Here is a 20,221-nt window from a genome sequence, read left to right as displayed (position 1 = left end):
AACAAAAGGCCGGGTTTTTACCCGGCCTTTAATATCAGGTGCACTTAGTTGTGCTGGCGGAAGATCTTAGCGGCTACGGAAGACAATGCGGCCTTTGCTCAGGTCGTACGGGGTCAGTTCCACAGTCACTTTATCGCCCGTCAGAATACGGATGTAGTTTTTACGCATTTTACCGGAGATATGCGCAGTGACGACGTGACCGTTTTCCAGTTCTACGCGGAACATCGTATTAGGTAACGTTTCAAGAACGGTACCCTGCATTTCAATATTGTCTTCTTTGGCCATCTAATCCTCGGGGGTATCACTACCATAATTTTTGAACCGGCAAGATAATGCCGAAGTTCGTGTGTTAAGTAAAGATTTGTGCTGATAAAACGCAGCAAAACGACTTTTGCCAGTTACCCTCACGCCACAGCCAGGACGCGCTAAATGCGCAACCGTAAAGGGGAGCGATGGAGTAAACGAAGGGCATCCCTGATACGAACGACTCCCGGACGGGGCGGGGCAACAGGCAAAAGCTGCTTTGAGCGTCCATTATAACACCCTGATAAAAAATGTGCCGAAAACATTATTCAGGAGATAAAAACAGCGTCCGCGGCACCCAAAAATGTGAAGGCAAAGGGATTGCACGCAATTCGGCAAGCTGGAGTAAATAATCTCTGCGCGGTATTTCTATCGCCCCGAGTGATGCAGTGTGATTATTCAGCACCTGGCAATCAATCAATTTGCCGCCCTGACGGAGAAACTCGTCGCAAAAAACAAGCAGCGCCGTCTTCGAGGCGTTAATGCGGCGGCTAAACATCGACTCACCGCAAAAAAGCAAGCCCTGCGCCACGCCGTACATTCCTCCGACCAGTTCGTCGCCTTCCCACACTTCAATTGAGTGTGCATGACCAAGCTCGTGCAGACGATGGTAGGCCATCACAATATCGGACGTAATCCAGGTCCCTTCGTCGCGATCCTGCGCACAACCGTCAATCACTTTGCCAAAGGCATGATTGAGGGTAACGCGGTAAGGAGAAGACTTATGAAAGCGTTTCATGCTGCGGCTGATATGAAACGTCTGCGGCCACAGTACGGCGCGCGGATCGGGCGACCACCAGAGGATCGGATCGCCGGGAGAAAACCAGGGGAAAATGCCGCGCTGATAGGCCATCAGCAACCGGGCCGGGCTTAAATCTCCGCCCAGCGCCAGCAGACCATTAGGTTCGCGCAACGCTGCTTCAGGCGAAGGAAAAGCGATAGAGTGACGAGAAAGCTGAACCAGGCGCATGACAACAACGCTCCACAACGCGACAAGGGACCCCTTTTTAATATCGTCATTTTGCCATTTCACTTTAATCGCGCTGCGGCAGAAGCGGCAAAATGACGAATATCAACTACAGACGCTGCTTAAACTGGTAATACCGACCCTGTTTCGCCATTAACGCTGCGTGATTACCTTGCTCAATTATTTGTCCGTTGTCCATCACAATTATGCGATCAAAAAACGCCAGACCGCGCAGACGGTGCGTGACCATTAACAGCGTTTTGTCTTTCATCTCTTCACGAAGTAATTCAAGCACCTGGCTTTCTGTTTCAGCGTCCAGCCCTTCGGTTGGTTCATCCAGTAGGACCAGCGGAGCGTCATGCAACAGCGCGCGGGCAATTGCCAGGCGGCGCAATTCGCCACCGGAAAGCTGGCGACCACCTTCACCTAACCAAGCGTTCAGACCGCCATCATCCAGCAGCTTTTCCAGCCCGACGCGCGTCAGCATCGCGCTCAACGTTTCATCACTCGCCTGCGGCGCTGCAAGCAGCAAGTTATCACGCAACGTAGCGCTAAACAGATGTACGCGCTGTGGAACCATGCTGATGAGCGAACGTAGCGTCGCTTCGTCCACATCGCTCAGCATCATATCGTTCAGGCGAATTTCGCCCTGCTGCGGATCCCACGCGCGCGTAAGCAGTTGTAGCAGCGTTGATTTGCCGCAGCCGGTACGGCCCAGGATGGCGACATGTTCACCCGCAGCTATCGACAATGCGATATTCTCCAGCGCACGCTGTGGCTGCCCAGGATAGCTAAAAGCCAGATCCTTAAATTGCACGGCAACATGCTCTGGTACAGACATGCTGGATTGCGGGAAAGTCACATCTGGCGGGCAGTCGGTGATTTGCGTAATGCGTGTGGCGGAAGCGATCACCTGGCCAAGGTGCTGGAAAGCGCCAGTAACCGGTGCCAGCGCTTCAAAGGCCGCTAGTGCACAGAAGACGAACAGCGCGATTAATGCGCCTGGCTGCGTATTGCCGCCAACATCGCCGGAAGCAAACCATAGCATGACGATGACCGCTACACCGCTAATCAGCAACATCAGCGCCTGAGAAATGGCACTCAGGTCAGACTGACGGCGCTGGGCGTCGTGCCAGTTTAACTCGGTGTTCTCCAGTTGTTCACGGTAGCGCTGGCTGGCACCAAAAATGGTTAGCTCCGCCTGGCCCTGCAACCAACTGGTTAATTGCTGACGATACTGGCCGCGCATCGCTGTCAGGCTCTCGCCGGTTGGTTTGCCCGCCCGGTAAAAGAGTGGCGGCAATATAAGCAGTGTAGCCAGCATAATGCCGCCCAGCATCAGTGCCAGAGAGACATCCAGAACGCTTAAACCGACCATCACCACAAGGATGACCACCAGTGCGCCGATCAGCGGAGAGATGACGCGCAAATAAAGATGGTCGAGTGTATCGACATCGGCCACCACCCGGTTCAGCAATTCCCCTTGGCGAAAACGCGCCAGCCCGGCAGGGGAGAGGGGTAATAGTTTGCTGAAAGTGGCGACGCGCAAATGTTCCAGTACGCGGAAAGTGGCCTCATGACTGACCAGACGCTCAAAATAACGTCCGGCGGTACGGGTAATAGCCGCGCCACGAACCCCGGCCGCAGGTAGCATATAGTTAAAACTGTAAAGCCCGGCCACGCCAACGACTGCAGAGGCCGACAGGAACCACCCGGAGAGCGTTAACAGCCCGATACTGGCCAGCAGGGTGACAATCGCGAGGAGCACGCCCAGCAGCAACATCCATTTGTGGCGTTTATACAGCGCAAGATAGGGCAACAAAGCACGCATTTAAATCTCCTCCTGACGGTGGGCGAGAAGATCGGCAAACGTTCCCTGCGCCGTTGAAAGTTCAGCATAGCTGCCTTGCTCAATGATCTCACCATCCTGCATCACCCAAATGGCATCCCATTGGTTCAGATTTTCCAGCTGGTGGGTAACCATCAGCGTGGTTTGCTGATGAGAAGCCTCAGTTAACGCCTGCATAACCCGTTGCTCGCTATGGGCATCCAGGCTGGCGGAAGGCTCATCCAGCAACAGCAATTTGCACGGCGAAAGCAGCGCGCGGGCTACGGCGACACGTTGCGCCTGACCAACAGAAAGGCGTACGGCCTGGTCGCCAGGCTGCGTTTCCAGCCCTTCCGGCAACAGAGGTAAAAATTCGCTGACCCAGGCTTTATCCAGCGCCGCCTGCAGTTCAGCCGCGCTGGCATTTGGCCGCGCCAGCAGGACGTTTTCCCGTAACGTAGTTGCGGGAAGTTGTGGATTTTGCCCTACCCAGCTTATCGCTTCGTGCCAGCTATCCGGCTCCAGTGCGCTCAGCTCAATGCCATTTACGCGCAGTGAGCCCTCATAGGGCAAGAAACCGGAGAGAACATTAATCAGCGAGCTCTTACCTGAGCCGCTTTTACCTACCACTACCACACGTTGTCCAGCGGCAAGGGTGAAGTTGAGTGGCCCGGCGAGTTTTGCGCCTTCGGCAGACTTTATTATCAGATTGTGTGCGGTGAGGGTGACACGCTCATCGCTTGCTAACCGGGTTTCACCGCGTTGTGGATGTGCCAGCGGTGCTTCCATAAACGTTTTCAGGCTGTCGGCGGCACCGATAGCCTGCGCCTTGGCATGATAGAAGGTACCCAGATCGCGTAGCGGCTGGAAAAACTCCGGTGCCAGCACCAGAGCAAGGAAACCGGCGAACAGCGTAACGCCGGTGCCGTAATGACCAAAATTCAGCTCGCCGAGATAAGAGAAGCCGAAGTAGACAGCGACCAGCGCAATCGATAGCGAAGCGAAAAACTCCAGCACACCGGAAGATAAGAAGGCCAGACGCAACACTTCCATCGTCCTGCTGCGGAAATCCTGAGATGCACGACGGATACTCTCAGTTTCCGCTTCGCCGCGACCAAAAATACGCAGCGTTTCCATGCCGCGCAGGCGATCAAGAAAATGACCGCTCAAACGCGCCAGCGCTTTAAAGTTACGGCGGTTAGCATCGGCGGCACCCATTCCAACCATCGCCATAAACAGCGGAATAAGGGGAGCTGTACCGAGCAAAATAAGCGCGGCGGCCCAATTGATGGGGAATAAAGTGAGAACGATTAACAGCGGCACGCTGGCCGCAAGGGCCATCTGTGGTAAATAGCGGGCATAGAAGTCGTGCATATCGTCAATTTGTTCAAGCACCAGCGTCGCCCAGCTCCCGGCAGGTTTACCCTGAATCCAGGCCGGACCCGCCTGGTGCAGGCGATCCAGCACGTGTCGGCGAATTTCAAAACGAATATGCGCCCCGGCATGAAATCCCACCCGTTCGCGCAGCCAGACAACCCAACTTCGCAGGATAAAGATCAGCACCAGTAAGGTGAAGGGTAGTAGTAACGCCTCACGCGGAATATTTTCCATAATCATATGATTGAGGATGCGCGCCAGTATCCAGGCCTGTGCCACAATCAGTGCGCCGCTGACTACGCCAAGAAGGCGGGAAAGCATCAACCAGCGGCGGGAAATAATGCTTTGCTGTTTCAACCAGCGAGTGAGTTCTTGTTGACGGGTTTTATTCATTGCGCGCTTAGCAGGTGAAGTTATCGGATTTTTTAACTTGCGCAATGTTACATCGGGGCAAAAATAAAGGCGACTTATAGTCGCCTTTTTTACCTTTGTTACTGACTTGTAAAGATTATTTACTTTCAGCCAGCCCGTCGAGATAGCGTTCCGCATCCAGCGCTGCCATACAGCCCGTACCCGCAGAAGTGATGGCCTGACGGTAGATATGATCCATTACATCACCGGCGGCAAAGACACCCGGAATGCTGGTTTGCGTAGCGTTACCGTGAATACCGGACTGCACCTTGATGTAGCCATTTTCCAGCGCCAGTTGACCTTCGAAGATGCCGGTGTTCGGACTGTGGCCGATAGCCACAAACAGCCCTGCAACGTCCAGTGACTCCACGTTGTCTGCATTTTGCGTATCACGCAGACGCAAACCCGTGACGCCCATCTGATCGCCGGTAACTTCTTCCAGCGTGCGATGAGTGTGCAGCACAATATTGCCGCTCTCTACTTTATCCATCAGACGTTTAATCAGGATTTTTTCCGCACGGAAAGTGTCGCGACGATGGATGAGATGTACTTCAGAGGCAATATTTGCCAGATATAGCGCTTCTTCAACGGCAGTATTGCCGCCGCCGATCACCGCCACTTTCTGATTGCGGTAAAAGAAACCGTCGCAGGTTGCGCAGGCGGATACGCCCCGGCCCTTAAACGCTTCTTCCGAAGCCAGCCCCAGATAACGTGCAGACGCGCCAGTCGCGATGATAAGCGCATCGCAAGTATATTCGCCGCTATCACCAGTCAGGCGGAAAGGACGGTTTTGCAAATCAACGCTATTGATGTGATCAAAAATGATTTCAGTATCAAATTTGATGGCATGCTCATGCATGCGTTCCATCAGCAGCGGCCCGGTCAGATCGTGCGGGTCGCCCGGCCAGTTTTCCACTTCAGTGGTGGTGGTGAGCTGGCCGCCTTTTTCTATCCCGGTAATCAGCACTGGCTGCAGGTTTGCGCGTGCAGCATAGACCGCAGCGGTATAACCGGCAGGGCCTGAACCAAGGATAAGCAGCTTACTGTGTTTGGCCGTACCCATGAGATCCTCATTGTTGTTTGGCAGACATTGAGCTGAATTGTAGGGAATTTAGCGTCGTAAAAAAAGGGCGCACCAGTTTTGTTAACGATATGTGTAATAGAAATGGCCGATGACGTAGGGGTGATTTGGGGCTGAAATATAATAATTTCTACTGAAAATCGGCCTGTTATAAGGTGATAAAGTGAGGATTAGCGAGTGGTGTTGATGAATATCTGGCATGTTGTACTAAAAAAAGATGTTTTGCTTTGACAATCCCCTGCGCATTTGCGAAAACATCAAAGGAAGAAAAAAGCAGTGTTTCGCGCGTGATGCAAACTTACGCACGTAAATGCCATTTTTTACCGGGCTAGTGAAATCTACGCATGGCGTGGACAGACGCCATCCGTGATATCGATAGCTGCCTTTGGCAACGGTCTTCTTAATATTGCCTCCGCAATGCCGTAACGCGACGGGCAAAGACTCTGAACAGTGAAGTGCACAGGGTCAAGACAGGAGTAGGGAAGGAATACAGAGAGACAATAATAATGGTAGATAGCAAGAAGCGCCCAGGCAAAGATCTCGACCGCATTGATCGTAATATTCTGAACGAGCTGCAAAAAGATGGGCGTATTTCCAACGTCGAGCTTTCTAAACGAGTGGGACTTTCCCCGACGCCGTGCCTTGAGCGTGTGCGCAGGCTGGAAAGACAAGGATTTATCCAGGGCTATACCGCGCTGCTAAATCCGCATTATCTGGATGCATCACTTCTGGTATTTGTTGAGATTACTCTGAATCGTGGCGCGCCCGATGTGTTTGAACAATTCAACGCCGCTGTGCAAAAACTTGAAGAAATTCAAGAGTGTCATCTGGTTTCAGGCGACTTCGACTACCTGTTGAAGACGCGTGTACCGGATATGTCGGCTTACCGCAAACTGTTAGGGGAAACCCTGCTGCGTCTGCCGGGCGTGAACGACACCCGCACATATGTGGTGATGGAAGAAGTTAAACAGAGCAATCGTCTGGTAATTAAGACGCGCTAATACGGAACAGGTGCACAATCGCTGTTTTTTGATTACACTCCTGTTAATCCATACAGCAACAGTGCCGGGGAGACCCGGCGCTGTTGTCCGTTTTAGCATCAAGGACCTGGAGAGCCTGTCTTGAGCCAGGAATACACCGAAGACAAAGAAGTCACACTGACCAAGCTTAGCAGCGGGCGCCGACTCCTGGAGGCGTTGCTGATCCTCGTTTCACTTTCTGCCGTCTGGCTGATGGCCGCGCTCTTAAGTTTTAATCCGTCTGACCCTAGCTGGTCGCAAACGGCCTGGCATGAACCTATCCATAATCTGGGCGGTGTGCCCGGAGCATGGCTTGCCGATACGCTGTTTTTTATTTTTGGCGTTATGGCCTACACCATTCCGGTGATCATCATTGGCGGCTGCTGGTTTGCTTACCGCCACCGCGCCAGTGAAGATTACATCGATTACTTTGCCGTATCGCTGCGCATGATTGGTGCGCTGGCATTGATCCTGACCTCCTGTGGTCTGGCAGCGATTAATGCCGATGATATCTGGTATTTCGCCTCCGGCGGGGTGATTGGCAGTCTGCTGAGTACAACGCTGCAACCTCTGCTGCGTAGTAGCGGCGGTACGCTTGCGCTGCTCTGCATTTGGGCCGCCGGCTTGACCTTATTTACCGGCTGGTCGTGGGTCACCATCGCCGAGAAAATCGGCAGTGTCGTCCTTAATATTCTGACCTTCGCCAGTAATCGCACCCGTCGCGATGACACATGGGTCGATGATGACGAGTACGAAGATGATGAAGAGTACGAAGAGGAAAAACCGCGTGAGTCGCGTCGTGCTCGTATTCTTCGCGGAGCGCTGGAACGCCGTAAGCGCGTGGCTGAAAAATTCGCCAATCCGAGGGGGCGTAAAACCGACGAAGCGCTGTTCTCCGGTAAGCGGATGGACGATGCGGAAGATGAGATCGCCTACAGCGCGCGCGGTGTGCCGGCGGATGCTGACGACGTCCTGTTTTCCGGACATCGTGCGACAGAAGCTGAGCAGGAGTACGATCCACTGCTGAACGGGCACAGCGTTACTGAGCCGGTAGTGGCAGCTGCAACAGCGACAACTGCAGCTGTGCAGGCGTATGCAGCACCTGCTGAACCTTATGCTCCGGCAATGCAGCAGGATGTTGAATGGCCGTATGCGCAGGCACCAGCAATTCAGGTACCACCGCAAGCGCCTCATCAGCCAGAGCAGTATGTCGAAGTTGTCCAGGAGGCCCCGTATCATTCTCCTCAGCATGCAACCCCTGAGTGGCAGCAACCTGTTGCAGAAGAGGTGTGGACGCCGGATGCGCCGGTAACGCCACTGCCGCGGGAAGAAGAGGTTTATGCTCAGCAGGCGCAGGAGCCGTTGCCGTGGCAAAGCGAACCGCAAATCGCACCGGCTCCGGAACCGATAATCACGCCTGAACCAGAACCGGTCGTTGAAGAGGTAAAACAGACTCGTCCGCCGCTTTACTACTTTGAAGAAGTTGAAGAGAAGCGTGCGCGTGAGCGTGAACAACTTGCCGCCTGGTATCAGCCAATCCCGGAGCCTGCTGTTGAGGAACCCGCAGCAAAACCTGCTGTTTTCCCTGCGCCATCGGCAACAGCGGTTGAGCCAACAGTTGCTCCTGTCGCGGGTGGTGTACAACAAGCTACGGGCCATGTGAGCACCGCAGCGGCAGCCGCTGCGCCGGTCTTTAGCCTTGCTGGTGGCGCGCCGCGCCCGCAGGTTAAAGAGGGGATTGGTCCGCAGTTGCCGCGCCCGAACCGCGTTCGTGTTCCGACGCGCCGCGAGCTGGCGTCATACGGTATCAAATTGCCTTCTCAGCGTATGGCCGAAGAGCGCGCCCGTGAGGAAGAAGTGCGTCAGCATGATGACGACGAAGCCGATATGCTGCAGCAGAACGAACTGGCTCGTCAGTTTGCCGCTACACAGCAAGATCGCTATGGAAATGAATTCCAGCACGAGGCACCACAGTTCCATCCGCAGCACCCGGTTATGAGCGACGAAGATGAGGAAGAAGCTGAACTGGCCCGCCAGTTCGCAGCCTCACAGCAACAACGCTATTCGGTAGACCAGCCGGCAGGCGCGCAAGCGTTTATGCCTGAAGATTTTGCGTTTTCGCCAATGAAAACGCTGGTTGATGATGGGCCGCACGAGCCGCTGTTCACGCCAGGCGTGATGCCAGAGCCGGAGCCGCCGGTACAGCAGCCGCAGCATTATCAACAACCCGCACCGCCGCAATACCAGCAGCCAGCACAGCCGCACTATCAGCCGCAGGCTCAACAGACGGTTCAGCAGCCCACTATGCCGCAACAGCATCAGGTTGCGCCACAGCATCAGGAGAGCCTGATCCATCCGCTGCTGATGCGTAATGGCGATAGCCGACCGGTACAGAAACCGACTACGCCGCTGCCATCTCTGGATCTGTTGACGCAGCCGCCAGTGGAAGTTGAACCCGTTGATACTTTTGCGCTTGAGCAAATGGCGCGCCTGGTCGAAGCGCGTCTGGCCGATTTCCGCATCAAAGCCGATGTGGTGAACTATTCGCCAGGGCCGGTAATTACTCGCTTTGAGCTTAATCTGGCACCGGGGGTGAAAGCCGCACGTATTTCCAACTTGTCCCGCGATCTGGCGCGTTCGCTTTCCACCGTTGCCGTGCGCGTGGTAGAGGTGATTCCCGGCAAGCCGTATGTTGGCCTCGAATTACCGAACAAGAAACGTCAGACCGTCTATCTACGTGAAGTGTTGGACTGCGTAAAATTCAGGGAAAGCCCGTCGCCGCTGACTGTGGTGCTGGGTAAAGATATCGCTGGCGATCCGGTGATTGCCGATCTGGCGAAAATGCCGCACCTGTTGGTTGCCGGTACGACTGGCTCTGGTAAGTCGGTGGGCGTGAACGCCATGATCCTCAGCATGCTGTATAAAGCGACGCCGGAAGAGGTGCGCTTTATTATGATCGACCCGAAAATGCTCGAACTTTCGGTATATGAAGGCATTCCTCATCTGTTGACCGAAGTGGTTACCGATATGAAAGATGCCGCCAATGCGTTGCGCTGGAGCGTCAACGAGATGGAACGTCGCTACAAACTGATGTCGGCGCTTGGCGTGCGCAACCTGGCGGGTTACAACGAGAAAATTGCGGAAGCTGCACGTATGGGGCGTCCGATCCCGGATCCGTACTGGAAACCGGGTGACAGCATGGATGTTCAGCATCCGGTGCTGGAAAAACTGCCGTATATCGTGGTAATGGTGGACGAATTTGCTGACCTGATGATGACTGTTGGCAAGAAAGTGGAAGAGCTGATTGCGCGCCTGGCGCAGAAAGCGCGTGCCGCAGGTATTCACCTGGTACTGGCGACCCAGCGTCCGTCGGTCGACGTTATCACTGGCCTGATTAAAGCGAACATCCCGACGCGTATCGCCTTTACCGTATCGAGTAAGATTGATTCGCGTACCATCCTCGATCAGGGCGGTGCGGAATCGCTGCTTGGGATGGGCGATATGCTTTACTCCGGTCCAAACTCTACTTCTGCGCCGGTTCGTGTCCACGGAGCGTTCGTACGTGACCAGGAAGTGCATGCAGTGGTGCAGGACTGGAAAGCGCGTGGTCGTCCGCAATATGTCGATGGCATTACGTCTGACAGCGAAAGTGAAGGTGGCGCAGGCGGAGGTTTTGACGGCGGTGAAGATCTGGATCCGTTATTTGATCAGGCCGTTAACTTTGTGACCGAAAAACGCAAGGCCTCTATCTCCGGCGTTCAGCGCCAGTTCCGCATTGGCTATAACCGTGCAGCGCGTATTATCGAGCAGATGGAAGCCCAGGGAATTGTCAGCGAACAGGGGCACAATGGTAACCGTGAGGTGCTGGCGCCGCCGCCGTTCGAGTGAAATTTGTAACGTTATCCTGCCTTTTTTTCGAAAAGGGAGCCGAAACTGAGGCAGGATTTTTTGGAAAATTATCTATTCTTTAGTTCCCACAGTTCATCTTTTAAACTTTCTACCGTCCGATCATCAACAACATAAGGAAGATTGCCACATTCGGCCGGCGTTGAAACAGAATAACTGGTAGTCACAATTTTTCCGGATGCATATTCTGTCTTGTCATTACATATATACTTCATGTTCTTTTCTTCATACGCTATTCTTTCTTTTAATTTTTTTATCTTCTTGTCCCGCTCTGCCTTACTTGCTGCTTGTTCTGCTAAATCCGCTGCTGTCAGCCAATGTATTCCTAATTGGTCCCCAAAGAACGTAAAATTATCATTTTCCCTGGGAATGGACTTAACTTGTACTGTCATCAAAACAGATTCCTTATGATTGTCCTCATAAGTGAACGTTGCTTTGCAGCTCATAGGTGACTCGACAGTATTGTTATAATCCAGCCCTTGGGGATTCTGTACTGCGGTAATCCTGGTCACTTCAGGTGAAAAGTTTGAGTTCTGTTTATTAAGGTAATAAATGAATAAATCTGATTGAAAAAATTTATTACCGCAGAATAAAAAAGGTGCTTCGACTTTTTCAGGGAATGGCGTGTATTTTGTTGTGTGTGAATATCCGTGGTAATCGAGTACGGTACAGCCAGTTATCAAAAAAGGAAACGTAAATAGAAATGGTTTGAGATTCATAAATATTCCCTATTACATGGGTAACCAGAACTTTCCATTAAGAAGGAACTTAAATTTCAAAAAGCTAATTCAAAATGTTGCCTGAGGTATTATGACTCTCTATTTAGGAATAAACTATGAGTTTATACTGCATGAAGCAGCGATGAATTTATAAACACACCTCCCTGGAAACGCATCGCGGTTACGGTTCATACGTTTCTCTTCGAAAGCGTCGATCAGGTGAGCACTTTTCAGTTTTTTTACCAGGAAATTGCGTGGCTGAATGTTATAGTAAGCATATTTATTTGCTTTAGTCTGTTGACTGGCAGCGCGAAATTCTCAAGGAATTAGGATGAAAAAAATTGTCGTCACCTGTGCCATACTGGCCAGCTTTGTCACCAGCCAGGTCTGGGCAGATGCTTCCAGCGACCTGAAAAGCCGTCTTGATAAAGTCAGCAGTTTCCATGCCAGCTTCACTCAGAAAGTGACGGATGGCAGCGGAGCTGCGGTGCAGGAAGGTCAAGGGGATTTGTGGGTTAAGCGCCCGAATCTGTTCAACTGGCATATGACCCAGCCGGACGAAAGCGTGCTGGTTTCTGACGGGAAAACCCTGTGGTTCTACAACCCGTTTGTTGAACAGGCTACTGCGACCTGGCTGAAAGATGCCACCGGCAATACACCGTTTATGCTGATTGCCCGTAATCAGGCCAGCGACTGGCAGCAGTACAATATAGAGCAAAAGGGAGATGACTTTGTTCTGACGCCAAAAGGTAACAACGGTAACCTGAAGCAATTCACTATCAACGTTGGTCGCGATGGCACCATTCATCAGTTCAGTGCAATTGAACAGGACGATCAGCGCAGCAGCTATCAACTGAAATCACAGCAAAATGGCGCGGTCGATCCCGCTAAATTCACCTTTACCCCGCCGCAGGGCGTAACGGTTGACGATCAGCGTAAGTAAGAGGCGCGGATGAGCAATATGTCGCTCGATTTCTCCGATAATGCGTTTCAACCTCTGGCCGCCCGTATGCGGCCAGAAAATTTAGCGCAGTACATAGGCCAGCAGCACCTTCTGGCGGCGGGCAAACCTTTGCCGCGCGCCATTGAGGCAGGGCATCTGCACTCGATGATCCTCTGGGGACCGCCGGGTACGGGGAAAACGACGCTGGCGGAAGTGATTGCCCGTTATGCGAATGCAGATGTTGAACGCATTTCTGCGGTGACGTCTGGCGTGAAAGAGATCCGTGAAGCCATCGAGCGCGCGCGGCAGAATCGTAATGCCGGGCGGCGTACTATTCTGTTTGTTGACGAAGTCCACCGCTTTAACAAAAGCCAGCAGGACGCGTTTTTACCGCATATTGAAGACGGTACTATCACTTTTATCGGCGCAACAACCGAAAATCCCTCTTTTGAACTCAACTCAGCCTTGCTCTCCCGTGCACGCGTTTACCTGCTGAAATCTCTCACGACTGAAGATATCGAACAGGTATTGACGCAGGCGATGGAGGACAAAGTCCGTGGCTATGGCGGTCAGGATATCGTACTGCCGGATGAAACCCGACGGGCAATTGCTGAACTGGTTGGTGGCGACGCGCGACGCGCGCTCAACACGCTGGAGATGATGGCCGACATGGCGGAGCTGGATGATGCCGGCAAACGCGTGTTAAAACCGACCTTGTTGACCGAGATTGCTGGCGAACGCAGCGCGCGCTTTGATAACAAAGGCGACCGTTTTTACGATTTAATTTCCGCATTGCATAAATCTGTACGCGGCAGCGCGCCGGATGCGGCACTTTACTGGTATGCGCGCATTATCACTGCCGGAGGCGATCCGTTGTATGTGGCGCGTCGCTGTCTGGCGATTGCTTCGGAAGATGTCGGCAATGCCGATCCTCGCGCCATGCAGGTGGCCATTTCCGCCTGGGATTGTTTTACACGCGTTGGCCCGGCGGAAGGTGAGCGTGCAATCGCACAGGCAATTGTCTACCTGGCCTGTGCGCCGAAGAGTAACGCGGTATATACGGCGTTTAAAGCGGCACTTGCAGACGCCCGCGATCGTCCGGATTTCGATGTGCCTGTGCATCTGCGTAATGCACCAACGAAATTGATGAAAGAGATGGGGTACGGCCAGGAGTATCGTTATGCACACGACGAACCCAATGCCTACGCCGCTGGCGAGGAGTATTTCCCGCAGGAATTAGCACAAACGCGCTATTATCACCCCACTAACAGAGGCCTTGAGGGCAAGATTGGCGAAAAGCTCGCCTGGCTAGCCGAACAGGATCATAAAAGCCCTATAAAACGCTATCGCTAGTGCGGGCGTTGCGGTAAGGTTACCGCTGTACTTTATATCGATCGCAGGCAGCGATCGACTTCTTCTTTTTTACAATACAACAAGCACAGGAAAAGCATGCTCGATCCCAATCTGCTGCGTACCGAGCCAGACGCAGTCGCTGAAAAACTGGCACGCCGGGGCTTTAAGCTGGATGTAGATAAATTACGCGCGCTCGAAGAGCGTCGTAAAGTTTTGCAGGTTAATACAGAGAATCTGCAAGCAGAGCGTAACTCACGATCGAAATCCATTGGCCAGGCGAAAGCACGCGGGGAAGACATTGAGCCATTACGCCTGGAAGTGAACAAACTGGGTGAAGAACTTGACGCAGCGAAAGCCGAGCTGGAAACCCTGCTGGCTGAGATCCGCGAAATTGCGCTGACTATCCCGAACCTGCCTGACGATTGTGTCCCGACAGGGCGCGATGAAAACGATAACGTTGAAATCAGCCGCTGGGGTACACCGCGTCAATTTGATTTTGAAATCCGCGATCATGTTACGCTGGGCGAAATGCACAGCGGGCTGGATTTTGCTGCCGCCGTAAAACTGACTGGCTCCCGTTTCGTGGTGATGAAAGGGCAAATCGCCCGCATGCATCGCGCGCTGGCGCAGTTCATGCTGGATCTGCACACTGAGCAACATGGCTACGCAGAAAACTACGTACCGTATCTGGTCAACCACGATACGCTGTATGGCACCGGCCAGTTGCCGAAATTTGCTGGCGACCTGTTCCACACGCGTCCGCTGGAAGAAGAATCTGACAGCAGCAACTATGCGTTGATCCCGACGGCTGAAGTGCCGCTGACCAATCTGGTACGTGATGAAATCATTGACGAAGACGATCTGCCGATCAAAATGACCGCTCACACACCGTGCTTCCGTTCCGAAGCAGGGTCTTACGGTCGTGATACGCGCGGTCTGATTCGTATGCACCAGTTCGATAAAGTTGAAATGGTGCAGATTGTTCGTCCTGAAGAGTCAATGGAAGCGCTGGAAGAGATGACCGGTCATGCTGAGAAAGTCTTGCAGCTGCTCGGTCTGCCGTACCGCAAAATTCTGCTCTGTACTGGTGATATGGGCTTTGGCGCATGCAAAACCTACGATCTGGAAGTATGGGTTCCGGCGCAGGATACTTACCGTGAAATCTCTTCCTGTTCTAACGTATGGGATTTCCAGGCGCGTCGCATGCAGGCTCGCTGCCGCAGCAAGTCCGACAAGAAAACCCGTCTGGTGCATACGCTGAACGGTTCTGGTCTGGCTGTTGGCCGTACGCTGGTTGCCGTACTGGAAAACTACCAGCAAGCCGATGGTCGTATCGAGGTTCCTGAAGTACTGCGTCCGTATATGAACGGTCTTGAGTTCATCGGTTAAAACTTCTTAAGTAGTTCCTGAAAAGCGCCTGTTGGCGCTTTTTTTATGCCTTTTTGTTAAGTAATCCTCTATTAACCGGTTTTTCTATGATGTATACAGGCCGGTTAATTACCCCCAGGCTGGTCGGGTTAAGCTTGTTTTTATCATGAAATTTTTCTACTGATCTTTGTACTGTTGCTGTGGTTTAGTGCAATAAAAACAAGCAGATGAATATTATCTGAAGTACGTTGAATCGATGCGGGATTAGTTTTTCAAATCGACAACGCACAATTCATGCCAGCCCGCTAATTCTGCGGATTGACTTTGCTTTTGCCGGTGGCATGATGCGCACGCAATCTGAACTTCCTCACGGTTTGAATCCATGTCCACCTATACCCGGCCGGTGCTGTTATTGCTCTGCGGCCTGATGTTGTTGACGCTGGCGATCGCGACGCTGAATACGCTCGTGCCGCTCTGGCTCGCCCACGAAAACTTACCCACCTGGCAGGTCGGTATGGTGGGGTCGTCTTATTTTACCGGTAATTTACTTGGTACCTTATTGACCGGGCGTCTTATCCGCCGTCTGGGTTTTAATCGTAGCTATTACATTGCCTCGCTGATTTTCGCTGCTGGCTGCGTTGGGCTGGGGCTGATGGTGGGCTTCTGGAGCTGGATGATTTGGCGCTTCATCGCCGGTGTCGGCTGCGCGATGATTTGGGTGGTGGTGGAAAGCGCCCTAATGTGTAGCGGCACCTCCCGTAGCCGTGGCCGCCTGCTGGCAGCTTATATGATGGTTTATTATGTGGGCACCGTGCTGGGACAGGTGATTGTCAGCAAATTGCCGACGGATCTGATGAGCGTGCTGCCTTTGATGACAGGGCTGGTGCTGGCGGCGATCCTGCCGCTGCTGTTTACCCGTATTGTTAATCAACAGAGCGAGGAGCAGGCCGCGACCTCAGTATGGCCGATGCTGCGCCTTCGCCAGGCGCGCCTGGGGGTAAACGGTTGCATTATTTCCGGGATTATTCTCGGCTCGTTGTATGGTCTGATGCCGCTCTATCTTTCACATCAGGGGATCAGTGATTCCGGCATCGGTTTCTGGATGGCACTGATGGTGAGCTCAGGTATTATCGGGCAGTGGCCTGTTGGCCGGCTGGCCGATCGCTTTGGCCGGCTGCTTGTCCTGCGTGTGCAGGTGTTTGTCGTGATCATCGGCTGTATGGGAATGCTGAGTAATGCGGCGATGGCACCGGCGCTGTTTGTGTTGGGAACGGCTGGTTTTACTCTTTACCCGGTGGCAATGGCCTGGGCGTGTGAGAAAGTGGAACACCACCAGTTGGTAGCCATGAATCAGGCTCTGCTGTTGAGCTACACCATTGGCAGCCTTCTTGGCCCGACGCTGACGGCAATGCTGATGCAAAGCTATTCAGACAGTCTGCTGTTTATCATGATCGCGGGCGTATCGTTTATCTATCTGGTGATGCTGATGCGTAAAGCAGGGCACCATCCCACTCCGGTTGCGCACGCCTGAGTGTCATCGGCGGAGAAACAACCCGGCATAAAAAAGCCACAACGGTGTGTTGTGGCTTTTTGCTTTTACTGCGGCTCAGTACATCACTTTATGGCCGTACTGCTCCAGAATTCCTTTGACACGTTCCATGGTCTCTTTTTTCGGTGGATGGACGCCATCAAGCTTGTACTCTTCGCCCATGGCCACCCATTTGTGTTTACCCAGCTCATGATAAGGCAACAGTTCTATTTTCTCGACATTGCCCATATCACGGGTAAATTCACCAAGACGGTGCGCGGAATCGTCATCGTCTGACCAGCCCGGAACGACCACGTAGCGGATCCAGACCTTAATATTTTTCTTCGCAAGGTACTGGGCAAACTCCAGCGTACGGTGGTTAGAAACGCCGACCAGATTCTGGTGAATTTCATCGTTCATCTGTTTCAGGTCGAGCATGACCAGGTCGGTAACTTCCAGAAGCTCATCAATCACCGGATCGTAGCGACGCACAAAGCCATTGGTGTCGAGGCAGGTGTGAATCCCTTCTTTTTTACAAGCACGGAACCAGTCGCGGACAAACTCCGCTTGCAAGATAGCCTCACCGCCGGATGCGGTTACGCCGCCGCCGGATGCGTTCATAAAGTGACGATAGGTCACTACGTCGCTCATCAGATCTTCAACCGTGATCTCTTTACCACCGTGTGTGTCCCAGGTATCGCGGTTATGACAATAGAGGCAGCGCATCAGGCAGCCCTGGAAGAAAGTAATGAAGCGGATGCCCGGGCCGTCGACCGTGCCACAGGATTCGAAAGAGTGGATGCGACCAATAACTGACATTGCGGTGTTTTCTCCAGATGCGGCCCATCCGGGCCTGTGTCTGCGCAATTTATTTCCCTTTGCGCTAAGTCTGTTTTGTCAGATATCCAGCAAGTATAGACGTCTGACAAAGCGGACTCGGGTATTAAAAAGGCCCCACTTACGTGGAGCCTTTATTGTACGCTTTTTACTTCGCGATTTCAGTCAATACCCTTCGTCTTTCAAACTGTATCTTTGTTGGCTGCTTTCGCTCACCCGAGCCACTTTTCAGTAAGCTCATCGGGGTTCACTCTTACCGCCTCAACGCAGCCCGAAATCCATTGGGTAGCACCATTACATGGTTTGAGTGAAGGTACGAGTAATAACGTCCTGCTGCTGTTCTTTAGTCAGGGAGTTGAAGCGTACTGCGTAACCTGAAACACGGATGGTCAGCTGCGGATATTTTTCCGGGTTTTCCATCGCGTCGAGCAGCATTTCACGGTTCATCACGTTCACGTTCAGGTGCTGACCACCTTCGATGGACGCTTCGTGATGGAAGTAACCGTCCATCAGACCCGCGAGGTTGGTTTTACGCACTTCGTCGTCTTTACCCAGCGCATTCGGAACGATAGAGAAGGTGTAAGAAATACCATCTTTAGCGTAAGCGAACGGCAGTTTAGCAACGGAGGTCAGAGAGGCAACAGCACCTTTCTGGTCACGGCCGTGCATCGGGTTAGCACCCGGTCCGAACGGAGCGCCAGCGCGACGGCCATCCGGGGTGTTACCGGTTTTCTTACCATACACAACGTTAGAGGTGATGGTCAGAACAGACTGAGTCGGGATAGCGTTGCGGTAAGTAGTCAGTTTCTGAATTTTCTTCATGAAACGTTCTACCAGGTCAACTGCCAGATCGTCGACACGCGCATCGTTGTTACCAAACTGCGGGTATTCGCCTTCGATTTCGAAGTCGATTGCCAGACCGTCTTCGTCACGAATCGGTTTAACTTTCGCATATTTGATTGCAGACAGGGAGTCAGCAGCAACGGACAGACCGGCGATACCGCATGCCATGGTGCGAATTACGTCACGATCGTGCAGCGCCATCAGAGAGGCTTCGTAGCTGTACTTGTCGTGCATGTAGTGGATAACGTTCAGTGCGGTGACATACTGTTTAGCCAGCCAGTCCATGAAGTGATCCATGCGATCCATGACTTCGTCGAATTTTAGCACGTCGCCTTTGATCGGTTCAGATTTCGGACCAACCTGCATTTTCAGTTTTTCATCAACGCCACCATTGATTGCGTACAGCATGGTTTTCGCGAGGTTAGCGCGAGCACCGAAGAACTGCATTTGTTTACCCACAACCATCGGGCTTACGCAGCAAGCAATCGCATAGTCGTCGTTGTTGAAATCAGGACGCATCAGGTCATCGTTCTCGTACTGCAGAGAAGAGGTGTCGATGGAGACTTTCGCAGCGAATTTTTTGAAGTTCAGCGGCAGTTTTTCAGACCACAGAACGGTGATGTTCGGTTCCGGAGACGGGCCCATGGTGTACAGGGTGTTCAGGAAACGGAAGCTGTTTTTGGTAACCAGAGTACGGCCGTCAACGCCCATACCACCGATAGATTCAGTTGCCCAAATCGGGTCACCAGAGAACAGTTCATCATACTCAGGAGTACGCAGGAAGCGAACCATACGCAGTTTCATGACCAGGTGGTCAATCATTTCCTGAGCGTCTTTTTCAGTGATTTTGCCTGCTTTCAGGTCACGTTCGATGTAAGCATCCAGGAAGGTGGATACGCGACCGAAGGACATTGCAGCGCCGTTCTGGGATTTAACCGCAGCCAGGTAACCGAAGTAGGTCCACTGGATTGCTTCCTGAGCGTTAGTGGCCGGACCGGAGATATCGCAGCCGTATTTAGCCGCCATCTCTTTGATCTGACCCAGTGCGCGGTGCTGTTCAGCGATTTCTTCACGCAGACGGATAGTCGCTTCCAGATTTACGCCGTTTTCCAGATCGGATTGCAGAGACAGGAACTGTGCGTATTTATCTTTCATCAGGAAGTCGATACCGTACAGCGCAACGCGACGGTAGTCACCGATGATACGACCACGGCCGTAAGCATCCGGCAGACCAGTCAGAACACCGGATTTACGGCAGTTCAGAATGTCTTTGGTATAAACATCGAATACACCCTGGTTATGGGTTTTACGGTATTCGGTGAAGATTTTTTTCAGCATCGGGTCCAGTTCGCGATTGTACGCTTTGCAGGAACCTTCAACCATTTTGATGCCGCCAAACGGGATGATGGCGCGTTTCAGCGGAGCTTCAGTTTGCAGACCAACGATTTTCTCAAGCGCTTTGTTGATGTAGCCAGCGTCGTGAGAAGTAATGGTAGAAGCAACAGAGGTGTCAAAATCAACTGGCGCGTGAGTGCGGTTTTCCAGTTTAACCCCTTCCATGACTTTGTCCCACAGGGCGGTGGTCGCGTCAGTAGCGCCAGCCAGGAAGGACTCGTCGCCTTCATATGGGGTGTAGTTTTTCTGGATAAAGTCACGTACGTTGACTTCTTTCTGCCAGTCACCTTTCGCAAAACCTTCCCAGGCTGTGGCTAATTTTTCATTAAGCTCGGACATGTAA

At 52.7% G+C, this 20,221-nt stretch carries 14 protein-coding genes; 6 read left to right on the top strand and 8 right to left on the bottom strand.

From position 1 onward, the window contains the following. Positions 1-66: 66 nt before the first annotated feature. The 5 genes from infA to trxB form a co-directional block, all read right to left on the bottom strand. Positions 67-285, bottom strand: coding sequence for a translation initiation factor IF-1 (gene infA, locus AWR26_RS16770; protein WP_001040187.1), 219 nt, complete (start codon positions 283-285; stop codon positions 67-69). Positions 286-568: 283 nt separating this feature from the next. Beyond that, on the bottom strand, positions 569-1,273 hold the full coding sequence (aat, locus tag AWR26_RS16765) for a leucyl/phenylalanyl-tRNA--protein transferase (RefSeq protein WP_064567525.1): 705 nt from the start codon (positions 1,271-1,273) through the stop codon (positions 569-571). 106 nt (positions 1,274-1,379) lie between these two features. Beyond that, positions 1,380-3,101, bottom strand: a complete 1,722-nt coding sequence (cydC, locus tag AWR26_RS16760; protein ID WP_064567523.1) for a heme ABC transporter ATP-binding protein/permease CydC — start codon at positions 3,099-3,101, stop codon at positions 1,380-1,382. After that, complete coding sequence (gene cydD / locus AWR26_RS16755) at positions 3,102-4,868, bottom strand: heme ABC transporter permease/ATP-binding protein CydD (protein ID WP_064567521.1); 1,767 nt, start codon at positions 4,866-4,868, stop codon at positions 3,102-3,104. A 115-nt stretch (positions 4,869-4,983) separates the two neighbouring features. Continuing rightward, a complete protein-coding gene (gene trxB, locus AWR26_RS16750; protein ID WP_064567519.1) occupies positions 4,984-5,949 on the bottom strand; it encodes a thioredoxin-disulfide reductase in 966 nt (321 codons plus the stop codon). A gap of 524 nt (positions 5,950-6,473) precedes the next feature. Here trxB and lrp point away from each other — a divergent pair. Continuing rightward, positions 6,474-6,968: a leucine-responsive transcriptional regulator Lrp gene (gene lrp, locus AWR26_RS16745; RefSeq protein ID WP_000228469.1), complete on the top strand. Its 495-nt coding sequence runs from the start codon at positions 6,474-6,476 to the stop codon at positions 6,966-6,968. A gap of 120 nt (positions 6,969-7,088) precedes the next feature. Continuing rightward, positions 7,089-10,874 carry a DNA translocase FtsK gene (gene ftsK / locus AWR26_RS16740; RefSeq protein WP_064567516.1) on the top strand — a complete coding sequence of 1,262 codons (3,786 nt, stop codon included), beginning with the start codon at positions 7,089-7,091 and terminating at the stop codon, positions 10,872-10,874. A 68-nt stretch (positions 10,875-10,942) separates the two neighbouring features. Here ftsK and AWR26_RS16735 read toward each other — a convergent pair whose 3' ends face one another. Further along, positions 10,943-11,611, bottom strand: a complete 669-nt coding sequence (locus AWR26_RS16735; RefSeq protein ID WP_064567515.1) for a transcription initiation factor IIE subunit alpha family protein — start codon at positions 11,609-11,611, stop codon at positions 10,943-10,945. Between the two features lie 331 nt (positions 11,612-11,942). On the opposite strand from AWR26_RS16735, the gene lolA reads away from it, so the two are divergent. The 4 genes from lolA (at position 11,943) to AWR26_RS16715 (ending at position 16,806) form a co-directional block, all read left to right on the top strand. Then, positions 11,943-12,554 carry an outer membrane lipoprotein chaperone LolA gene (lolA, locus tag AWR26_RS16730; RefSeq protein WP_064567513.1) on the top strand — a complete coding sequence of 204 codons (612 nt, stop codon included), beginning with the start codon at positions 11,943-11,945 and terminating at the stop codon, positions 12,552-12,554. Between the two features lie 9 nt (positions 12,555-12,563). Further along, entirely contained in the window at positions 12,564-13,907 is a 1,344-nt protein-coding gene (rarA, locus tag AWR26_RS16725; protein WP_064567511.1) for a replication-associated recombination protein RarA, read from the top strand. A 96-nt stretch (positions 13,908-14,003) separates the two neighbouring features. After that, complete coding sequence (gene serS / locus AWR26_RS16720) at positions 14,004-15,296, top strand: serine--tRNA ligase (RefSeq protein WP_064567509.1); 1,293 nt, start codon at positions 14,004-14,006, stop codon at positions 15,294-15,296. Positions 15,297-15,657: 361 nt separating this feature from the next. Further along, positions 15,658-16,806, top strand: a complete 1,149-nt coding sequence (locus tag AWR26_RS16715; RefSeq protein ID WP_064567507.1) for an MFS transporter — start codon at positions 15,658-15,660, stop codon at positions 16,804-16,806. 75 nt (positions 16,807-16,881) lie between these two features. On the opposite strand, the gene pflA is transcribed toward AWR26_RS16715, so the two are convergent. Together pflA and pflB are read right to left on the bottom strand one after the other, a co-directional pair. Next, positions 16,882-17,622 carry a pyruvate formate lyase 1-activating protein gene (gene pflA / locus AWR26_RS16710; RefSeq protein ID WP_007374133.1) on the bottom strand — a complete coding sequence of 247 codons (741 nt, stop codon included), beginning with the start codon at positions 17,620-17,622 and terminating at the stop codon, positions 16,882-16,884. A gap of 312 nt (positions 17,623-17,934) precedes the next feature. Continuing rightward, positions 17,935-20,217 (bottom strand): formate C-acetyltransferase, encoded by a 2,283-nt coding sequence (gene pflB, locus AWR26_RS16705; protein ID WP_064567505.1) that lies wholly within the window; start codon positions 20,215-20,217, stop codon positions 17,935-17,937. Positions 20,218-20,221 lie beyond the last annotated feature (4 nt).

Source organism: Kosakonia oryzae, assembly GCF_001658025.2.
Taxonomy (GTDB): domain Bacteria; phylum Pseudomonadota; class Gammaproteobacteria; order Enterobacterales; family Enterobacteriaceae; genus Kosakonia; species Kosakonia oryzae.
This window is presented reverse-complemented; position numbering and strand designations above follow the sequence as displayed.